Here is a 16,234-nt window from a genome sequence, read left to right on the forward strand (position 1 = left end):
CGCGGGACGGGCGCCTTCAGGCGAAGAGTTTACGGGCTGACCGGATCGTCACCGTCGTCGTCGACCACCAGCCAGATGCCGCCGGCGATAATGGCGAGACCCAGCACGATCGCGACCCAGCTTCCGCCTTCGAGATTATTTCCGTCACGAACAACCGAGGTCGCGCGGGCACCATCAATCGCGGGTGCGGCCGCAGCCGCCACCGGCGCAAGGACCATCGAAGCTGCCGCAACGGCAATCACGCCTTTTTTCAATCTTTTCATCATAAACTCCTCCAGCTGCCCTCGAAACGCGGCCCGGAGGTGATTGTTCCATTGCCCGAAAAGAGAGGTTTGCGGCCTGCCGTGGCTAAGCGGGCGCGAAGCGGATGGGCAGACGCTTCAGCCCGCCGACGAACACCGATTCGACGCGCGCGGGCTCACCCGCGAGTTCGATGCTTTTGAGGCGCGGCAGCAATTCCTCCATCAATATCCGCATCTCCATGCGCGCGAGATGCTGGCCGAGGCAGACGTGGGCGCCGAAGCCGAAGGCGATCTGCTGGTTCTTCTCGCGGTCGGGATCGAAGGTGAAAGGATCGCCGAACACCGCCTCATCGCGGTTGCCCGACACATAGTTCAGCATCAACCAGTCGCCCTCGCGGATCGTCTGGCCGCCGATTTCGACGTCCTCCCGCGCGCTGCGCATGAAATGCTGGACCGGGGTCGTCCAGCGAATCGCTTCCTCGATCAGCCCCGCCTTGTCGCTCTCCGCGTCGCGGAAGCGTTCGAACAGCTTGGGGTTCTTCGCGAGTTCCATGATCGCGCCCGCGGTCGAGGCGCTCGTCGTGTCGTGGCCCGCGGTCGCGATGATCATATAATAGCCGGCAAGCTCGCGGTCGGGAATCGACGCGCCGCCGACCGTGGCATTGGCGATCACCGTCGCGATATCCTCGCGCGGGCTGGCGCGGCGATCGGCCGTGAGCGCGCCGAAATATTGTTCGAAATCGGCGATCACATAATTGAGCATCGCGATCGCCTGCTCGGCGCTGGTGATCGCCTCGCGGCTGCGGTTCAGCTCGGGGTCGGTCGAGCCGAACAATTGCTGCGTGAGCATCAGCATGCGCGGCTCGTCCTCCGCTGGCACGCCCAATATGTCCATGATCACGCGCAGCGGATAATGCGCCGCGACGTCGCGCGCGAAATCGCATGTCCCGTCCATCGCCAGCATCTGTTCGACCGCGCTCCGCGCGTGGTGACGGATGCGGTCCTCGACGATCTTCAGATTCTTCGGCATGAACCAGCTCTGGGTGAGCAGCCGGTATTTCATATGATCGGGGGCATCCATCTGCACCAGCGAGCGGATGAGGTGCCCGTCACCGCCCGGCGTCGCGGCGCGCGCGATCGCCTCGCCGTCGCGATTGGTGAGCACCGTGGGGCGGAGGCCGTTGGCGAAGCGGCCCGGATCGCGACTGATCGCCATGATGTCGGCGTGCCGCGTCACGAGCCAGAAAGGATCGAGCTCGGCATTTTCCGCGACGGCAAGCGGCGCATTCGCCCGCGCCCAGGCGAGCTGTTCGTGCAGCGGGTCCCAACTGCCGTAAGCGACGGGATCGACGACGGCGGCGGCTACCTCTTCGGGCAAGATAGGTTTTGTCATGCAACCAAGCTGCCGCGAATCGCGTCGTCTGTCGATAGGCTATGACCGCCCGTCGAAGCGGCGCCCGCGCGCAGGCTGGATCGGCGTAGCGCGGTACAAAATAACCGGGGATTTCATTATGAAAACAACTGCACGACGCTTCCTTTTCGCCGCCGTTTCGTCGCTGAGCCTTGCGGCGTGCGCCGCGCAGCCGGGGATCGCGCCCATGGCGGCGGCGCCTATGCTCGCCGGCGCGCCGCTCGATGCCAGCGTTCCGAGTCAGCTGCCGCGAATCGCCCGGCCACTACATTACGACATCAGCGTCGCCCCCGACGCGCAAGCGCTGCGCTTCACCGGCGAAGCGGGCATCGACATCGAGCTATACGAGCCCTCGGCGGTGCTGACGCTGAACGCGCTCGATCTCAGCTTCGCGAGCGCCAGCCTCACCGGTGCCGACGGCCAGGCGATTCCGCTGACCGCGGCGACCGACCCCGCCGCGCAGACGGTGAGTTTCACCGCCCCCGCTCCGCTCGCGCCGGGCAAATATCGCCTCGCTACCCGCTACACCGGCACGATCAACACGCAGGCGAACGGGCTTTTCGCGCTCGACTATCCCGACAAGGTCAGCGGCAAGGAAGTGCGCGGGCTGTTCACCCAGTTCGAAGCACCCGACGCCCGGCGCTTCGTCCCGAGCTTCGACGAGCCGAGCTACAAGGCGACCTTCACTCTCGCGGCGACCGTGCCCGCGGGCGATCTTGCGGTGAGCAACATGCCCGTCGCAAGCGAGACGCCCGCCCCCGGCGGCAAGAAGACGGTGACTTTCCAGATCTCGCCCAAAATGTCGTCCTATCTCCTCTTCTTCGCGACCGGGAATTTCGAGCGGCTCGCGGCGAAGAGCGAGAGCGGCGCCGAGGTCGGTATCGTGTCGCCCAAGGGGTCGGGCGAGCAGGCGCGCTTCGCGCTCGACAGCCTCGGCCCGCTGCTCGGCTATTACAGCGATTATTTCGGTCAGCCCTATCCGCTGCCCAAGCTCGACAATGTCGCGGGGCCGGGCCAGTCGCAATTTTTCGGCGCGATGGAAAATTGGGGCGCGATCTTCACCTTCGAGCGCATCCTGCTCGACGATCCCAAGATCACGAGCGACGCGACTCGGCAGTCGATCTATTCGGTGCAGGCGCATGAGGTCGCGCATCAATGGTTCGGCGACCTCGTCACGATGGCGTGGTGGGACGACCTCTGGCTCAACGAAGGCTTCGCGAGCTGGATGGAAACCAAGGCGAGCGACCATTTCCATCCCGACTGGCTTCCCCTGCTCGACCGCGTCGACGGCCGCGAGCGCGCGATGGGGCTCGACGCCTTTGCAACGACCCACCCGATCGTCCAGACGATCCGCACCGTCGAGGACACCAATCAGGCGTTCGACGCGATCACCTATCAAAAGGGCGAGGCCGTCATCACGATGCTCGAATCCTACGCGGGCGAGGATGTGTGGCGCACGGGTCTGCGCCGCTACATGGAAAAGCATAAATATGCGAACACGCGCACCGACGATCTGTGGAACGCGGTCGAGGCCGCGGGCGCCGAGGGGCTGACCGCGATCGCGCATGATTTCACCAGCCAGCCGGGCATCCCGCTGCTGCGCGTCGGCGGCGTGACCTGCACGGGCGGCAAGACCAGGGTCGAGCTGGCGCAGGGCGAGTTTTCGCGCGACCGCAAGGACGCCATCGAGGCCGAAGGCCGCCGCTGGCAGGTGCCCGTGCTTGCGCGCGCCGGCACAGGCGCGGTCGCGCGGCAGGTGGTTGCGGGGGGTGCGGGAACGCTGACATTGCCCGGCTGCGGCGCGGTGCTGATCAACGCCGGACAGGCGGGCTATTACCGCACCCTCTATTCGCCCGCCGCGCTCGCCGCGCTGCGCGGCGATTTCGCGGCTCTCGCCCCGATCGACCAGCTCGGGCTGCTCGGCGACAATTTCGCGCTCGCATATGCCGGATATCAGCCGATGGGCGCGGCGCTCGACCTGCTGACGGCCGTCCCGGACGACGCGAGCCAGAAGCTGCTCGGCGACGCCGCCGGGCGTTATGCGGCGCTATACAAGCTGTTCGACGATCAGCCGGCGGTGCAGAAGCAGCTCGCGGCGCGCGGCACCGCGGCGCTCGGCGCGGCGATGGCTCGGCTCGGTTTCGACGCGCGCGCCGGCGAACCCGCGCTCGACAGCATCTTGCGGTCCGAGTTGCTGGGCGCTCTCGGGACGCTGAACGATGCAAAGGTGCGCGCCGAAGCGCGGCGGCGCTTCGCGCTGCTGGGCAGCGATCCCGCCGCGCTCGACGGCCCGCTGAAGGCGCGCTGGCTCGGCATCGTCGCGGCGAATGCGGGCGAGGCCGAATGGGACCGGCTGCGCGGACTCGCCAAGGCATCGAAGTCGGCGGTCGAGCGCAGCACTTTCTATACGCTGCTCGGCTCGGCGAAGGACGAAGGACTGGCCCGGCGCGCGCTCGCGCTCGCGCTCACCGAAGAGCCCGGCGAGACGGTCAGCGCCGCGATCATCGGCGCGGTCGCGGCGAATCATGCCGAAATGGCGGTCGATTTCGCGCAGGCCAACCAGGCGGCGGTCGACCGGCTGATCGACGCTTCGGCGCGCGCACGCTTCCTCGCCGGGCTGGCGGCATCGTCGAACGATCCGGCGATGATCGCAAAGCTCGAACGGATCGCGGCGCCGCTGTCCGCCGCTGTCCGCAAGCCCTATGACAAGGTGCTGGCGTCGTTGAAGGAACGCAGCGTCAGCCGTCCGCGCATCAAGCGCGAAACCGCAAGCTGGCTGGAGGAAGAATAGGACCAGGGTCCGCGCGTTGCAGTGCCTTGAGTACGTCGGACTGACGCGACCACGCGGGGCCTCAGCGCAGCGCGCAGAGCGCCGCCGAACTCGTCGACACCGCCAATATTTCGGGATCCTTGAGCGCGCGCACCTTGCGGTAGAACTGGTCAAGCGTCAGATCGGTAACGTGCTTGTCCTTGAGGCTGCCGAGCGCGGAGAGGCGGCGTAGCTGGAGCAGCGACAGCCGGTCGACCATGCGTTCGGCCATGCACGCCGCCATCGCCTTCGACAGCCCGGCATTCTGAAGCCCGCTCCGCAGCCGCGTTTCGGGGGTCGCGCAGCCGGCAAGCGCCAGCGCCAGCGCAAGCACCGGCAGAAAGGCAAGCCTCATCGGCGCCTATCTTCCGTGATAATCGGCGACCGCGCCCGACACCGCCTGCATCAGCTCCATGCGCGCGGGCACCGACGCGTTGGTGTCGCCGAGCAGCACGACGATGGCATAGCGGGTGCCGTCGGGCGCGGTCGCGATACCGATGTCGTTATAGCCGGCGGTAGAGCCTCTATAATCCTGCCCCGTCCCGGTCTTGTGCAGAAATTTCCAGCCCGCGGGCAGCCCGGCCTTGAGCCGCCGGGGGCCGCTTCGGGTCCGGCTCATCACGTCGAGCAGATATTCGGTCGAGTCGGGCGACAGCAACGTCCCGCGCGCGAGCCGCGTCAGCGCGCTCGCGATCGCCTCGGGGCTCGCGCCGTCGGGCGGGTTGGCAAGATAGGCGTTGCGCGCCGCGAGGCGCGTCGCGTCGGGGAGCGCGGCACGCGCCTGATGAAAGGCGCGCCCGACTGAATAGGCCTGCTGCCATTTGAGCCCCGCCGTGCCCGCCTGCAGCAAGCGTTCGCCGGGGCCGAAGCGGATCGCGCCGAGATCCTTCTTGTCGAAGAAAGCCCGAACCGCATCGGGGCCGCCGACGGTGCGCAGCAGGCTGTCGTTCGCGGTATTGTCGCTCTTGGTGATCGCGGTTTCGATGAGGTCGCGGACGCTCATCGTCACCGAGCCCTCGGCGCGAACGCGCGCGGCGAGCGGCTGATAGAACAGCGTCAGATCCTCGGGTCCGATGCGGACGCGCTGGTCGAACGTCAGACGGCCCTGATCGATGGCGTCGAGCACCGTCAGCGCGACCCACAGCTTCGATACGCTTTGCTGCGGAAACAGCTCGTCGCCGCGCTGCGAGAGCTTCCATTCGCCGTCGATCCGCTGCACCGCGATGCCGGTCTTGCCCGGAAAGGTGCGCCACAGGTCATAGATACGGTCGTTGAGGCCGGCGGGGGCGCGGCGAAAACCGGGGTCGATCGGCCCCGCGGGGCGGGGCGTCGCCGAGCGGACCGGCTGGCCGATGGGCACCGTGACCGAACCCGCCGGGCCGCGCACCGCCGCTGGTTGCTGATGCTGCTGCGCGCGCGGCTGCGGCACGATCGCGACGCTGCTGACACAACCTGCCAGCACCGCGGCGCTCATCGTCACAGCGAGGAGCGGCCTGCCCGATAATCTAAGCTTCATTCGAACCCCGCACTTGCGACTTTTATATCTTGTCCCGACCCCTCTCGGACACCCCCACGTCACGCAGACGCACGGGACGGGCCAGCGTTTTGCGGTGAACGATTCTTTCGCCGCGACCAATGGCGGAACCCGTGGGGGTTTTTCCCCCGGTTCAGGGCGCCGGCGTCGCGCGCACCTTGTCGGGATAAAGCCGCTTCAGCGCCGCGAGCTTGGGCGCGTCCCAGCGCAAGATATAACCATTGCGCGGGTTGCGGCGCATGAAGTCCTGATGGCTCGCCTCGGCGCGATAGAAGCGTTTATAGACTTCGACCGGCACGACGATCGGCTTGGCGAAATATTTGCCGCGCCCGATCTGCGCCAGATAGGCGTTCGCGACCTGCCGCTGGTTCGCGTCCATCGGCACGATCGCGGCGCGATATTGCGAGCCGGTGTCGGGGCCCTGCCGGTTCTTGAGCGTCGGATCGGCGACCACCGAAAACAGGATGCGGAGCAGCGTGCCATAGCTGACCTGGCTGGGATCATAGACGATGCGCACCGCCTCGGCATGGCCCGACTTGCCGTCGTGCGTCCGCTCATATTTGGCGGTCGCGGCGCTGCCGCCATGATAGCCCGATTCGACCGAAATGACGCCTTTCACGTTCGAAAAGACGCCTTCGACGCCCCAGAAGCAGCCGCCCGCAAGCACCGCGGTGGCGCGCTTGGCTTTGACGGCGGGGTCGGTGACGGCGGCGGGGAGCTTGACGACGCTTTCGGCCTGCGCGGGCGCGCATTGGGCGACGACCGCGCTCACCGCCAGCGCCGCGATGGCGCGGAGGGCGAGCGATCGCCGCAGCGGCGTCACGCGGGGATCGGCAGCGCCGGCGCGTTGAGCACGATATAGGTCGCGCCAATCGCGAAGCCGGCGAGCATGGTCAAAAACCAGTCGGAGCGGAGCATGGAGAGCATAGGGGCCTCGTATCATTCTTGTTGTTCGCGGCCGGGGCCGCCCTGGTTACACCGGCGATATGACGCGCCCCTGCCATCCGTCAGTGATGGCGGTCACTCTAGACGAGATGACTTACCATCGGGTGAACCGGGCGCTTAACCGGCGTTCACGTTCAAATAGGCCCCGCCACCGGCATTACAAGACCGATCGGTATAAAATTCCTATGCAACTGGAAACCCAGACTTAGCTGAGCGCGGCACACGCCTGCTGGATGCGCACGCACGCGTCCTTGAGCACCGCTTCCGACGTCGCGTAGGAGACGCGGAACGCAGGCGACAGGCCAAAGGCGCCGCCATGGACCGCCGCAACCTTGGCGCTGTCGAGGAAATAGTCGATCAGCGCTTCGTCGCTGTCGATCAGCTTGCCGTCGGGGGTCTTCTTGCCGATGCAGCCCGACGCGTCGGGATAAACGTAGAAGGCGCCGTCGGGGACGGGGCAATCAAGCCCCGGCGCGTCGTTGAGCATCGCCACGACCATGTCGCGGCGCTTCCGGAACGCGGCGTTGCGATCGTCGAGGAACTGCTGCGGCCCGCCGAGAGCGGCGGCGGCGGCGGCCTGCGCGATCGAGCAGGGGTTCGAGGTCGACTGCGACTGCAGCTTGCCCATCGCCTTGATGATCCACGCCGGGCCGCCGGCGTAGCCGATGCGCCAGCCGGTCATCGCATAGGCCTTCGAACAGCCGTTCACCGTCAGGATGCGATCGGCGAGGTCGGGGCAACGCTGCGCGAAGGTCGTGAATTCGAAATCGGCGTACCAGACATGCTCGTACATATCGTCGGTCATCACCATCACATGCGGGTGGCGACGAATGACTTCGCCGAGCGCGTCGAGCTCCTCGCCCGAATAAGCGGCGCCCGACGGGTTCGAGGGCGAATTGAACATCACCCAGCGCGTTTTTTTGGTGATCGCGGCGTCGAGCTGTGCGGGGGTGATCTTGTAATTCTGCGCCGCACCGCCCTCGACGATCACCGGCGTGCCGCCCGCAAAGGCGACGATGTCGGGATAGCTCACCCAATAGGGCGCGGGGATGATCACCTCGTCGCCCGGATCGACCGTCGCGACAAGCGCGTTGAATAGGGTGTGCTTGCCGCCGACATTGACCGAAATCTGGTCGAGCCCGAAGTCGAGGCCGTTGTCGCGGCGGAACTTGCCGCGGATCGCGTCCTTCAGCGCCACGGTGCCGTCGACGAGCGTATATTTGGTCTGGCCATTGCGGATCGCCTCGATCGCCGCTTCCTTGACGAAATCGGGGGTGTCGAAATCGGGTTCGCCGGCGCTCAGGCCGATGACATCGACGCCCGCGGCTTTCAGCGCCGTCACGCGCGCGGTCATCGCAAGCGTCGCCGAGGGCTGGATGCGGTTGAGGGCGGCGGAGACATGGGGCTTCAGCGACATGACGATATCTTCCGTGGCTTGCGCGGTCGGGCTGCAAAAGGACAGGAAATTGCGCGGGGCCGCGCCTAAAGCCTCCAGTCGATATTCGCAAGCGCATCGGTTGATAATTTACCTATGCACCGCCCAACCACCTCACCCCCGCCCCCTTATCGTCATCCCGGCGAACCCGCGACCACCCATGCGCCATGCCTTTCGAGAAATCGAGCGTGATTGAGCATCGCCGGGCGGCAGGCGCCCTATTGCGCAGCAAGGTCCAGGTAAGACCGGTCAAAAACCGAAGGCGACCCCGACCCGTCCGCCTGTCGACCCCTTGACGGTCGAACCGGCGATGCCGCCGCTGACATACACGCGCGGCGTCAGGCGGAGGACGGCGGCGCCCGAGAAACCCTGTTCGCCGCGATAGGTCGCGAGGGTGAACGAGATGGAGACGGTGCTGTCGGGGACGATCATCGTCCCGCCCATCGCCATCGCCGTCGCGATCCCGCCGTTCGCCTGCCGCGCGTGCCGTTCGAGCACCGTCGTCCGCGCGTCGAGCGCCGCCGATTGCTGTTCGAGCAGGTCGACCCGGTCCCCCAGCCCACCCAGTTCCGCGATGTCGAGTGCGGTGGTGCCGATATTGCCCGCGGCGTCGGACGTCAGCAGGTGCAGCGCCCCGCTCTGCGCCGCATTGCTGGCGGTCGAGGCGACCCCGGCGAGCGTGTAGGTGCTCGCCGAATTGCCGAGCGCCACCTGGTTCGCGCGGTCCGCGACGGCCCCGTCGCCGATCGCCACCGCGCCGTCGCCGGTCGCGCTGCTGCCGTTGCCGAGCGCGATCGCGGCGTTGCCCGCAGCGACGTTGAGATTGCCGATGGCGAGCGCCCCGGTCCCGGTCGCGCTGTTGTCGGCGCCCACCGCGACGGCGCCGATGCCGGTCGCGAGATTCGGGTCGCCGATCGCCACCGCGCCGTTGCCGGATGCGACATTGCCCAGCCCGATCGCCACGGCTGCGCCGTCCGATGCCGCTGCGCCGGTGCCGATCGCAATCGCATCGTCGCCGCCGGCGCTGGCACCGGTGCCGAGCGAGATTGCGTTCGCGCCTGCGGCATCGCCCGACCCGTCGAATCCCAGCACATCGATGCGGGCGATAGCCTCGTCGGCGGTGGCCTGCGCTGCCCCCGCTTCGGAACGCGCCGTCTCGGCGGTCAGCTGCGCCGCCGCGACCGCGGTGCCGTTGGCCTGGCTGGTGGCGAGCGCCTGATCGGCCGTGTCCTGCGCCGTCTGCGCGCTCTGGACCGCCGTGTCGGCGGTCGCTTGCGCCGTCGCCGCATCGCCCAGCGCCAGGTCGGCGGTATCTTGCGCCGCCTGTGCGCTCTGCACCGCGGTATCGGCGGTCTACTGCGCGCCTCCGGCGGCGGTCAGCGCCTGATCGGCGGTGCCTGCGCAGCGGCCGCCGCGTGCTGCGCGGTCTGGGCGCTCTGGATTGCGGTATCGGCCGTGCCCTGCGCATTTTCGGCCGCGGTCAACGCCTGGTCCGCCGAGTCCTGCGCCATCGTCGCGTTGGCGAGCGCGCTGTTCGCCGTCCCTTGCGCCGCCGCGGCTTCGGCGAGCGCCGCGCCGGCGTTGCCGGCGACGGCGTTCAGCTGGTCGAGATTGACCGCGTCATGGCCCTCGGTGCCGGCGGCGACATGGACGATCTGGCGCGGCGTGGCGGCGGAGCCGACCGCGACCGCATATTCCCGGTCGGCGACCGCCCCGAACCCGATCGCGGTCGCGCCCTCGGCAGTCGCCCGCACATTGACCCCGAAGGCGCTGCTATACTTTGCCGTCGCAGCCACCCCGGTGCCGACCGCGACCGCGGCCTCGCCCGACGCAACTGCGGTTTCTCCCGGCTCGAAACCGGCAACGATGTCGAGTGGCGAATCGCTGCGGTTGAAATCATACCAGCCGCCCAGCGCGAGGCTGCCCAAACCGGCGGCGTTAGCGCCATATCCAAAAGCGGAGCTATACGTCGCCGACGCCGTGGAACGAAATCCGAAGGCGCTGCTTATCCCTCCGCTCGCCAGATTCAGACGACCGAAGGCGCTGCTCGCTGAACCCGTCGCCTGATTGCGGTGGCCGAAGGCGCTGCTCGCGCGCCAGCCTCTACCGGCTGTTCGAACAGCGCGGTCTGTCGGTCGGCGAGCATATTCGCGCCGTCCGGCTCAACCACGGCCGCGCGTTGCTGCGCGATCCCCGGCTCGGCATCGGCGATATCGCCCTGCGCTGCGGCTATGACGATCTCTCCGCCTTCGGCAAGGCGTTCCGTCGCCGCTTCGGGATGACCCCGCGCGATTGGCGGATGATGATCGACACCGCCGGTGGAGCGTGATCCGAAACCGGTGCCAGAAAAGGCCGGGATGACGCATGTTCAGGAAGCTCGGGTCGCCTCCACCAGCCGCGCCGGCACCAGCCCGCGCAGGCTGTTGCCGATGAAAAACCCGCCCTCCAGATCGGCGAGGCGCAGGTGCGATTCGACCGCGCGTCCCTTGTCGATCAGCTCGGCGCGCAGCACGCCGGGGAGCAGCCCCAGTGCCAGCGGCGGGGTGAGCAGCTGGCCGTCGCGTTCGACGAAGATATTGCTCCAGCTGCCTTCGGTGACGAAACCCGGCTCATCGACGAACACGACCTCGGCCGCACCGCTTTCGTGCCGTGCGGTATCATAAACGGCGCGCAGGCTGGTCTTGTGCGACAGGCGGAAGTCGTCCGCCGCCATGGGCGCCGGCCGCACCGCGACCGGCACCGGCAATTCGGCGAGGCGGGGCAGCGGCGACACCTCGACCGCGAGCGCGCCCGACGGCGCCAGCCGCATCCGCACCCGCGCGGCGCCGCGCAGGCGGAAGGTCGCCGATTGCAGGCTGTTGCGTGCGGCGTGCCGGTCGAAGGTGAAGCCCAGCGCCTCGGCGCTCGCCTTCATCCGCGCGAGATGCCCCTCGAGCCGCTGAATGCCCTCGACGGGATCGAAAAGCATCGTCTCGATCAGATCGAAGCTTTCGCCCGCTGCAACCACAAATTCCCCCTTGGCCAGACATTCGCGCCATTCCTCAGCCGCTTGGCTGTCGGCGACGATTCCGGAACCCAGACCCAGCGTGGCGCAAGCCACGCCTTCCTGCAAGTCGCGCGTGGCGGAAGCCGGTCCATCGCGCAACCCGCCTTGCGGAAAGACGAGCGTGCGGATCGCGACATTGAAGGCGGCGTCGCCCCCCGGCTCGATAAAGCCGATCGACCCGGTGTAAAGCCCGCGCGGTTCGGCTTCGAGTTCGTCGATGATCTCCATCGCGCGCACCTTCGGCGCCCCGGTGATCGACCCGCACGGAAAAGCCGCGCGCAGCACGTCGACCGCGCCGGCGCCGGCGGGCAATCGCGCGGCGACGTCGGAGACGAGCTGGTGGATCGTCGGAAAGCTTTCGACCCGGAACAAGTCGGGCACCGCGACCGACCCCGGCACCGCGACGCGCGACAGATCGTTGCGGATCAGGTCGACGATCATCAGATTTTCGGCGCGCTGCTTGGGATCTTCGGCAAGCTCGCGCGCCGCCGCCGCGTCGGCTTCGCGATCGACAAGACGCGCGGCCGTACCCTTCATCGGCCGCGCCATCACCTGCCCATCGCGCAGCGCGAAGAAAAGCTCGGGCGAATGCGACACGATCGCCCGATCACCCGTCCAGATCACCCCGCCATAGCCCGCGCGCGCCGTCCGCCGCAGCCGCGCATGAACGCCAAGCACATTGCCGAGCATCGGCACGTCGGCGCGAAAGGTCAAATTCGCCTGATAGATGTCGCCGGCGCGGATCAGGTCCAGCACCGCTTCGACCGCGGCCAGATAGTCGGCGCGCCTCACGCGCGGGCAGGGCCTCCCTACCCACGCCGCATCGGGATCGGGAAGCAGCGCGGGCACCGCGTCGGCGGCGATCCGCCGGGCGCGCTCGAACAGGCCGAACCAGCCGACCGGAGCCGCGCCGGCTTCGCCGTCCGCCGTCCCCCGCCACGCGGGCGCGAGCCCCTTGCCCGCCTCATATGCCAGATAGCCCGCCGCATGGAGCCCGCGCGCCTGCGCGGCTTCGAGCGCCGAAAGCAACGCCGGGACCTCGGCCGCCGAATAAGCCGTCAGTACCTCGACCGGATCGACGAACAATCGCGCCGCCGCGGCCCCCTCGACGCGCGCGTCGTCGAGCAGCACGAAGGGCGGGCAGCCCGGCCCCGGAACCGGGATCGCATCGCCGCCCGCCATCGCTATCTCACGAAAATCGACCGCGCACCGGCCGCGATCAGCGGTCGCGCTTCATGCGGATCGTGCGCCCGCCCTCGATCGAGGCGAAATAGCTGCCCATCGTCGCAACCTTGATCTTGACCTTCTGCCCCGCCTTGGGCTGGCGCGGCAGCCGCGTCGTGTCGATCTGCGTCCACACCGCGTCATCTTCCATCACCAGCGTATATTTGCCCGAGCGGTCCATGCTCGCCGAGCGGATCACCGTTTCGACTTCCTTCACCTCATCCTCGTCGCCGCCGAAAATCCCGCCAAGCTTGGGGAAGGAAAAGCCGAATAGCCCGCGCCGCGCCTTCTTTGCGGTCTCGCGGTCGGTAAAGGTGATTTCGCGTGCCTGATCGGCGCTCGACAATTCGCCGACTTCGCGATCGAAACAGGCGAGCCGCGCCGCCGCATCGGCGAGGTCGCGGCACGCGTAAAGCTCCTCGATCTGCGCCGGGCGCTCCGATGGTAACTTGTCCTTCGCGGCGGCCGGAACGGCGAGCGCGCCGGCGAGAAGGACGAGCGGCGCGGCGACGCGCGATGACAGCTGCAGCATGGCAAAACCCCTGGCGAGAACGATATGCGCTGCCTAGCCGCAGCCGCGCCGCGCCGCAAGCGAGCCCGGTTGCGGTCACGGCTTACTGACCCTAGTGTCAGGAAGCCGAAGCTTTTCGAGAGGATGACAACCCGCGATGGACAGCCGCTTTTCCTGGTCGACCGATTATCACCACCCGACGACGTGGGATCAGGAATTTCCGCCGCTCTCGCTGCCCGATATGTTCGCCGCCAGCGTGGCGCGAAAGGGCGACGCGCCGATGCTCGACTTCATGGGGCGCCAGTTCGGCTATGCCGAGGTCGCGCGCGGCGTCGCGCGCGTCGCGCGGGGGCTTCAGCAGCTGGGGCTCGGCAAGGGCAGCCGCGTCGGCCTCTTCCTCCCCAACGTACCGCATTATGTCGCGGCCTATTATGGCGCGCTCATGGCGGGTGCGACCGTGGTCAATTTCTCGCCGCTCTATACGGTCGCCGAACTCGAGGCGCAGGTCGAGGATTCGGGCACCGACACGCTCTTCACGCTGAGCGCCGCCGCGCTCCTCCCCACCGCCTTGCAGGTGCTCGACGGGTCGAGCCTCACCCGCCTCGTCGTCGGATCGGTCGCGGGCGGATTGCCGGCGGCCAAGTCGCTACTCTATCGCCTGTTCAAGCGCGGCGAGGTCGCGGCGCTGCCCGACGATCCGCGCGTCATCCGCTTTTCCGCCCTCACCGCCAATGACGGCCGCCCCGATCCCGTCGCGATCGATGCGCAAACCGATATCGCGCTGATCCAGTATACCGGCGGCACGACGGGCACGCCGAAGGGCGCCAAGCTGACCCACCAGAACCTCACCGCTAACGCGCGGCAGGTGAATGCGATCGACCCCGACCATGACGCCGAGGACCGCATTCTTGGCGTCCTGCCCTTCTTCCACGTCTTCGCCAACACCTGCGTGCTCAACCGCACCGTCCTCAACGGCGGCGCGATCACCATGCTGCCGCGTTTCGACGCGAAGCAGGCGCTCGAGGCGATCACGCGGACGAAAACGACCGCGCTGCCCGGCGTGCCGACGATGTATCAGGCGTTGCTCGACCATCCCGATCTTGCCGCCACCGATTTCTCGTCGCTGCGCATCTGCATCTCGGGCGGCGCGCCGATGGCCGCCGAGCTGCGCGAGAAATTCGCCGCCGCCACCGGCGCGTCGCTCGTCGAGGGCTATGGCCTGACCGAAAGTTCGGGCGTCGTCGCGACCAATCCCTATGAAGGCCCGGTGCGCCCCGGCACGATCGGCCAGCCGCTTCCCGCGACGCACATCCGCCTGCTCGACAAGGAGGATCCGGCAAAGGACGCCCCCGACGGCGAGCCCGGCGAGCTTGCGGTGAAGGGCCCGCAGATCATGCAGGGCTATTGGAACCGGGCGGACGCGGACAAGGACAGCTTCACCGACGACGGCTGGCTGCGCACCGGCGACGTCGCGGTGGTCGAGGCGGGCGGCTATCTCCGCATCGTCGACCGGCTGAAGGACATGATCGCGGTCGGCGGCTTCAAAGTCTATCCGAGCGTGATCGAGGCGCATCTCTACGAGCACCCCGCGGTCAAGGAAGCGATCGTGCTCGGCGTCCCCGACGCCTATCGCGGCGAAGCGCCGAAGGCTTTCGTGACGCTCGAGGAGGGTTTCGACGTCAGCGGCGAAGCCCTCGCCGCCTGGCTCAACCCCAAGCTCGGCAAGCATGAGCGGGTGAACGCGGTCGAGGTGCGGCTGAACCTGCCCAAGACGATGATCGGCAAGCTCGACAGGAAGGCGCTCAGGACGGAAGAGGGGGCTTAACCCCCCACTTCGTCACTCCCGCGAAGGCGGGCGTTTTAATAAAGCTCGTCATTCCCGCGAAAGCGGGAACCCAGAGCGTGCGTCCGCTGACCCCACACTGGGTTCCCGCTTTCGCGGGAATGACGAAGAGGAGATATGAATTGTTACAATGAGATATTGTAACCTCTGTCATGTTATGCCATATCAACCCTCGCAATTGCACCAACGGAGAATCGGGTGACCCATGTCGCCATCCCTGCCCCTGTCCTGACGCGTCTCGGCGCGCTGGTTCGGGCTGCGCGCGATTCGCGGCCGCTGACCTCCTTGAGCGGCGACCAACTCGCGATGGGGCTGTCGGGGCTCTGCCTCGTCCACTGCCTCGCGACGACGATCTTCTTCGCCTCGATCGCCTCGGTCGGCGGGGTGTTTCTTGAGAACCACCTGTTCCACGAAATCGGGCTGATCATCGCGATCGGCTTTGCGCTGATCACGCTCGTCTCGGGCGTGCTCAGCCACGGCTATATGATGCCCTTCGCGGTCGGCAGCTTCGGGCTCGGCATGATGGCGGGCGCGCTGTCGCGGCCGCACGACGGCAGCGAAGTGATCGCGACGATGATCGGCGTCGCCGTGGTCGCGCTGGGCCACGACCTCAACCGCCGCGCGCGCCACTGACGCGTCCGCCGAAACGGACCGGTCCGCGGCTTGCGGGCGCCCTCCAAAGAGCCTACATTGGAAGCGTAGTTAGCGCGGAATTATCCGCGCATGAGGAAACGCCAATGGGCAAGCATGACCATCCGCACGTCGAGGCCAGCGGCGCCTCGCTCGCCAAGGCGGCGCAGAGCGCGCTCGAGGGCGCGGGCGAAGCCTGGACCGACATGCGCGCACAGATTTTCGACGCGGTCGCCGAAATCGGCAAACCCGCGAGCGCCTATGAAATCGCCGACATCGTGTCGCAGAAGCGCGGCAAGCGCGTCGCGCCGAACAGCGTCTATCGCATCCTCGACCTGTTCGTCGCGAACAACCTCGTCCGCCGGGTCGAGAGCGCCAACGCCTTCGTCGCGAACAGCCACCCGGGCTGCCTCCACGACTGCATCTTCCTGATCTGCGACAGCTGCGGCACCGCCGTCCATGTCGACGACGACAAATTGTCGACCGGCGTGCGCGCCGCCGCCGAGAAGACCGGCTTCGCCGCCGAGCGCCCTGTGATCGAAGTGCGCGGCAAATGCGCCGAGTGCCAATAAGGTGAGCCGCCGCGCTCCACCGGACATCTAGA

15 protein-coding genes are annotated in these 16,234 nt (G+C 67.6%); 5 read left to right on the forward strand and 10 right to left on the reverse strand.

Going from position 1 to position 16,234, the window contains the following annotated elements; genetic code table 11:
• Positions 1–29: 29 nt before the first annotated feature.
• Positions 30–266: a hypothetical protein gene (locus GGR90_RS04255; RefSeq protein ID WP_167919605.1), complete on the reverse strand. Its 237-nt coding sequence runs from the start codon at positions 264–266 to the stop codon at positions 30–32.
• Between the two features lie 82 nt (positions 267–348).
• Positions 349–1,635, reverse strand: a complete 1,287-nt coding sequence (locus GGR90_RS04260; RefSeq protein WP_167919606.1) for a cytochrome P450 — start codon at positions 1,633–1,635, stop codon at positions 349–351.
• 118 nt (positions 1,636–1,753) lie between these two features.
• Here GGR90_RS04260 and GGR90_RS04265 point away from each other — a divergent pair, with 118 nt between their 5' ends.
• Entirely contained in the window at positions 1,754–4,444 is a 2,691-nt protein-coding gene (locus GGR90_RS04265) for a M1 family metallopeptidase (protein WP_167919607.1), read from the forward strand.
• Between the two features lie 61 nt (positions 4,445–4,505).
• On the opposite strand, the gene GGR90_RS04270 is transcribed toward GGR90_RS04265, so the two are convergent.
• From GGR90_RS04270 to GGR90_RS04295, 6 genes are all read right to left on the reverse strand, one after another.
• Positions 4,506–4,817 carry a hypothetical protein gene (locus GGR90_RS04270; RefSeq protein WP_167919608.1) on the reverse strand — a complete coding sequence of 104 codons (312 nt, stop codon included), beginning with the start codon at positions 4,815–4,817 and terminating at the stop codon, positions 4,506–4,508.
• A gap of 6 nt (positions 4,818–4,823) precedes the next feature.
• Positions 4,824–5,936: a class A beta-lactamase gene (bla, locus tag GGR90_RS04275; protein WP_245198483.1), complete on the reverse strand. Its 1,113-nt coding sequence runs from the start codon at positions 5,934–5,936 to the stop codon at positions 4,824–4,826.
• Positions 5,937–6,129: 193 nt separating this feature from the next.
• Positions 6,130–6,810, reverse strand: a complete 681-nt coding sequence (gene msrA / locus GGR90_RS04280) for a peptide-methionine (S)-S-oxide reductase MsrA (protein ID WP_245198484.1) — start codon at positions 6,808–6,810, stop codon at positions 6,130–6,132.
• A 336-nt stretch (positions 6,811–7,146) separates the two neighbouring features.
• Complete coding sequence (locus GGR90_RS04285) at positions 7,147–8,358, reverse strand: pyridoxal phosphate-dependent aminotransferase (RefSeq protein WP_167919611.1); 1,212 nt, start codon at positions 8,356–8,358, stop codon at positions 7,147–7,149.
• Between the two features lie 267 nt (positions 8,359–8,625).
• Entirely contained in the window at positions 8,626–9,714 is a 1,089-nt protein-coding gene (locus GGR90_RS19680; protein WP_167919612.1) for a YadA-like family protein, read from the reverse strand.
• A gap of 38 nt (positions 9,715–9,752) precedes the next feature.
• Positions 9,753–10,406 carry a hypothetical protein gene (locus GGR90_RS04295; protein WP_342449909.1) on the reverse strand — a complete coding sequence of 218 codons (654 nt, stop codon included), beginning with the start codon at positions 10,404–10,406 and terminating at the stop codon, positions 9,753–9,755.
• Between the two features lie 20 nt (positions 10,407–10,426).
• Here GGR90_RS04295 and GGR90_RS04300 point away from each other — a divergent pair, with 20 nt between their 5' ends.
• Positions 10,427–10,705: a helix-turn-helix transcriptional regulator gene (locus tag GGR90_RS04300; RefSeq protein ID WP_209023621.1), complete on the forward strand. Its 279-nt coding sequence runs from the start codon at positions 10,427–10,429 to the stop codon at positions 10,703–10,705.
• Positions 10,706–10,744: 39 nt separating this feature from the next.
• Here the strand turns inward: GGR90_RS04300 and pabB are convergent, their stop codons facing one another.
• Together pabB and GGR90_RS04310 are read right to left on the reverse strand one after the other, a co-directional pair.
• Positions 10,745–12,604, reverse strand: coding sequence for an aminodeoxychorismate synthase component I (gene pabB / locus GGR90_RS04305; RefSeq protein WP_167919614.1), 1,860 nt, complete (start codon positions 12,602–12,604; stop codon positions 10,745–10,747).
• A gap of 37 nt (positions 12,605–12,641) precedes the next feature.
• Positions 12,642–13,178 (reverse strand): hypothetical protein, encoded by a 537-nt coding sequence (locus tag GGR90_RS04310; protein WP_167919615.1) that lies wholly within the window; start codon positions 13,176–13,178, stop codon positions 12,642–12,644.
• 136 nt (positions 13,179–13,314) lie between these two features.
• Between GGR90_RS04310 and GGR90_RS04315 the strand changes: the two genes are divergently transcribed.
• The 3 genes from GGR90_RS04315 to GGR90_RS04325 all read left to right on the forward strand — a co-directional run bounded on the left by GGR90_RS04315 (position 13,315) and on the right by GGR90_RS04325 (position 16,202).
• Positions 13,315–14,982 (forward strand): long-chain-fatty-acid--CoA ligase, encoded by a 1,668-nt coding sequence (locus tag GGR90_RS04315; RefSeq protein WP_167919616.1) that lies wholly within the window; start codon positions 13,315–13,317, stop codon positions 14,980–14,982.
• Between the two features lie 216 nt (positions 14,983–15,198).
• Positions 15,199–15,633, forward strand: a complete 435-nt coding sequence (locus tag GGR90_RS04320; RefSeq protein ID WP_342449884.1) for a MerC domain-containing protein — start codon at positions 15,199–15,201, stop codon at positions 15,631–15,633.
• Between the two features lie 104 nt (positions 15,634–15,737).
• Entirely contained in the window at positions 15,738–16,202 is a 465-nt protein-coding gene (locus GGR90_RS04325; protein ID WP_167919617.1) for a Fur family transcriptional regulator, read from the forward strand.
• Positions 16,203–16,234 lie beyond the last annotated feature (32 nt).

The organism is Sphingopyxis italica (genome assembly GCF_011926545.1).
Classification (GTDB): Bacteria; Pseudomonadota; Alphaproteobacteria; order Sphingomonadales; family Sphingomonadaceae; genus Sphingopyxis; species Sphingopyxis italica.

Bases quoted from the DNA above. Each gene is read 5' to 3' on its own strand.
- bla (WP_245198483.1), bottom strand. From the start codon at position 5,936: ATGAGCGCCGCGGTGCTGGCAGGTTGTGTCAGCAGCGTCGCGATCGTG.
- GGR90_RS04255 (WP_167919605.1), bottom strand. From the start codon at position 266: ATGATGAAAAGATTGAAAAAAGGCGTGATTGCCGTTGCGGCAGCTTCG.
- GGR90_RS04265 (WP_167919607.1), top strand. From the start codon at position 1,754: ATGAAAACAACTGCACGACGCTTCCTTTTCGCCGCCGTTTCGTCGCTG.
- GGR90_RS04310 (WP_167919615.1), bottom strand. From the start codon at position 13,178: ATGCTGCAGCTGTCATCGCGCGTCGCCGCGCCGCTCGTCCTTCTCGCC.
- GGR90_RS04270 (WP_167919608.1), bottom strand. From the start codon at position 4,817: ATGAGGCTTGCCTTTCTGCCGGTGCTTGCGCTGGCGCTGGCGCTTGCC.
- GGR90_RS04325 (WP_167919617.1), top strand. From the start codon at position 15,738: ATGGGCAAGCATGACCATCCGCACGTCGAGGCCAGCGGCGCCTCGCTC.
- GGR90_RS04260 (WP_167919606.1), bottom strand. From the start codon at position 1,635: ATGACAAAACCTATCTTGCCCGAAGAGGTAGCCGCCGCCGTCGTCGAT.
- GGR90_RS04315 (WP_167919616.1), top strand. From the start codon at position 13,315: ATGGACAGCCGCTTTTCCTGGTCGACCGATTATCACCACCCGACGACG.
- GGR90_RS04285 (WP_167919611.1), bottom strand. From the start codon at position 8,358: ATGTCGCTGAAGCCCCATGTCTCCGCCGCCCTCAACCGCATCCAGCCC.
- pabB (WP_167919614.1), bottom strand. From the start codon at position 12,604: ATGGCGGGCGGCGATGCGATCCCGGTTCCGGGGCCGGGCTGCCCGCCC.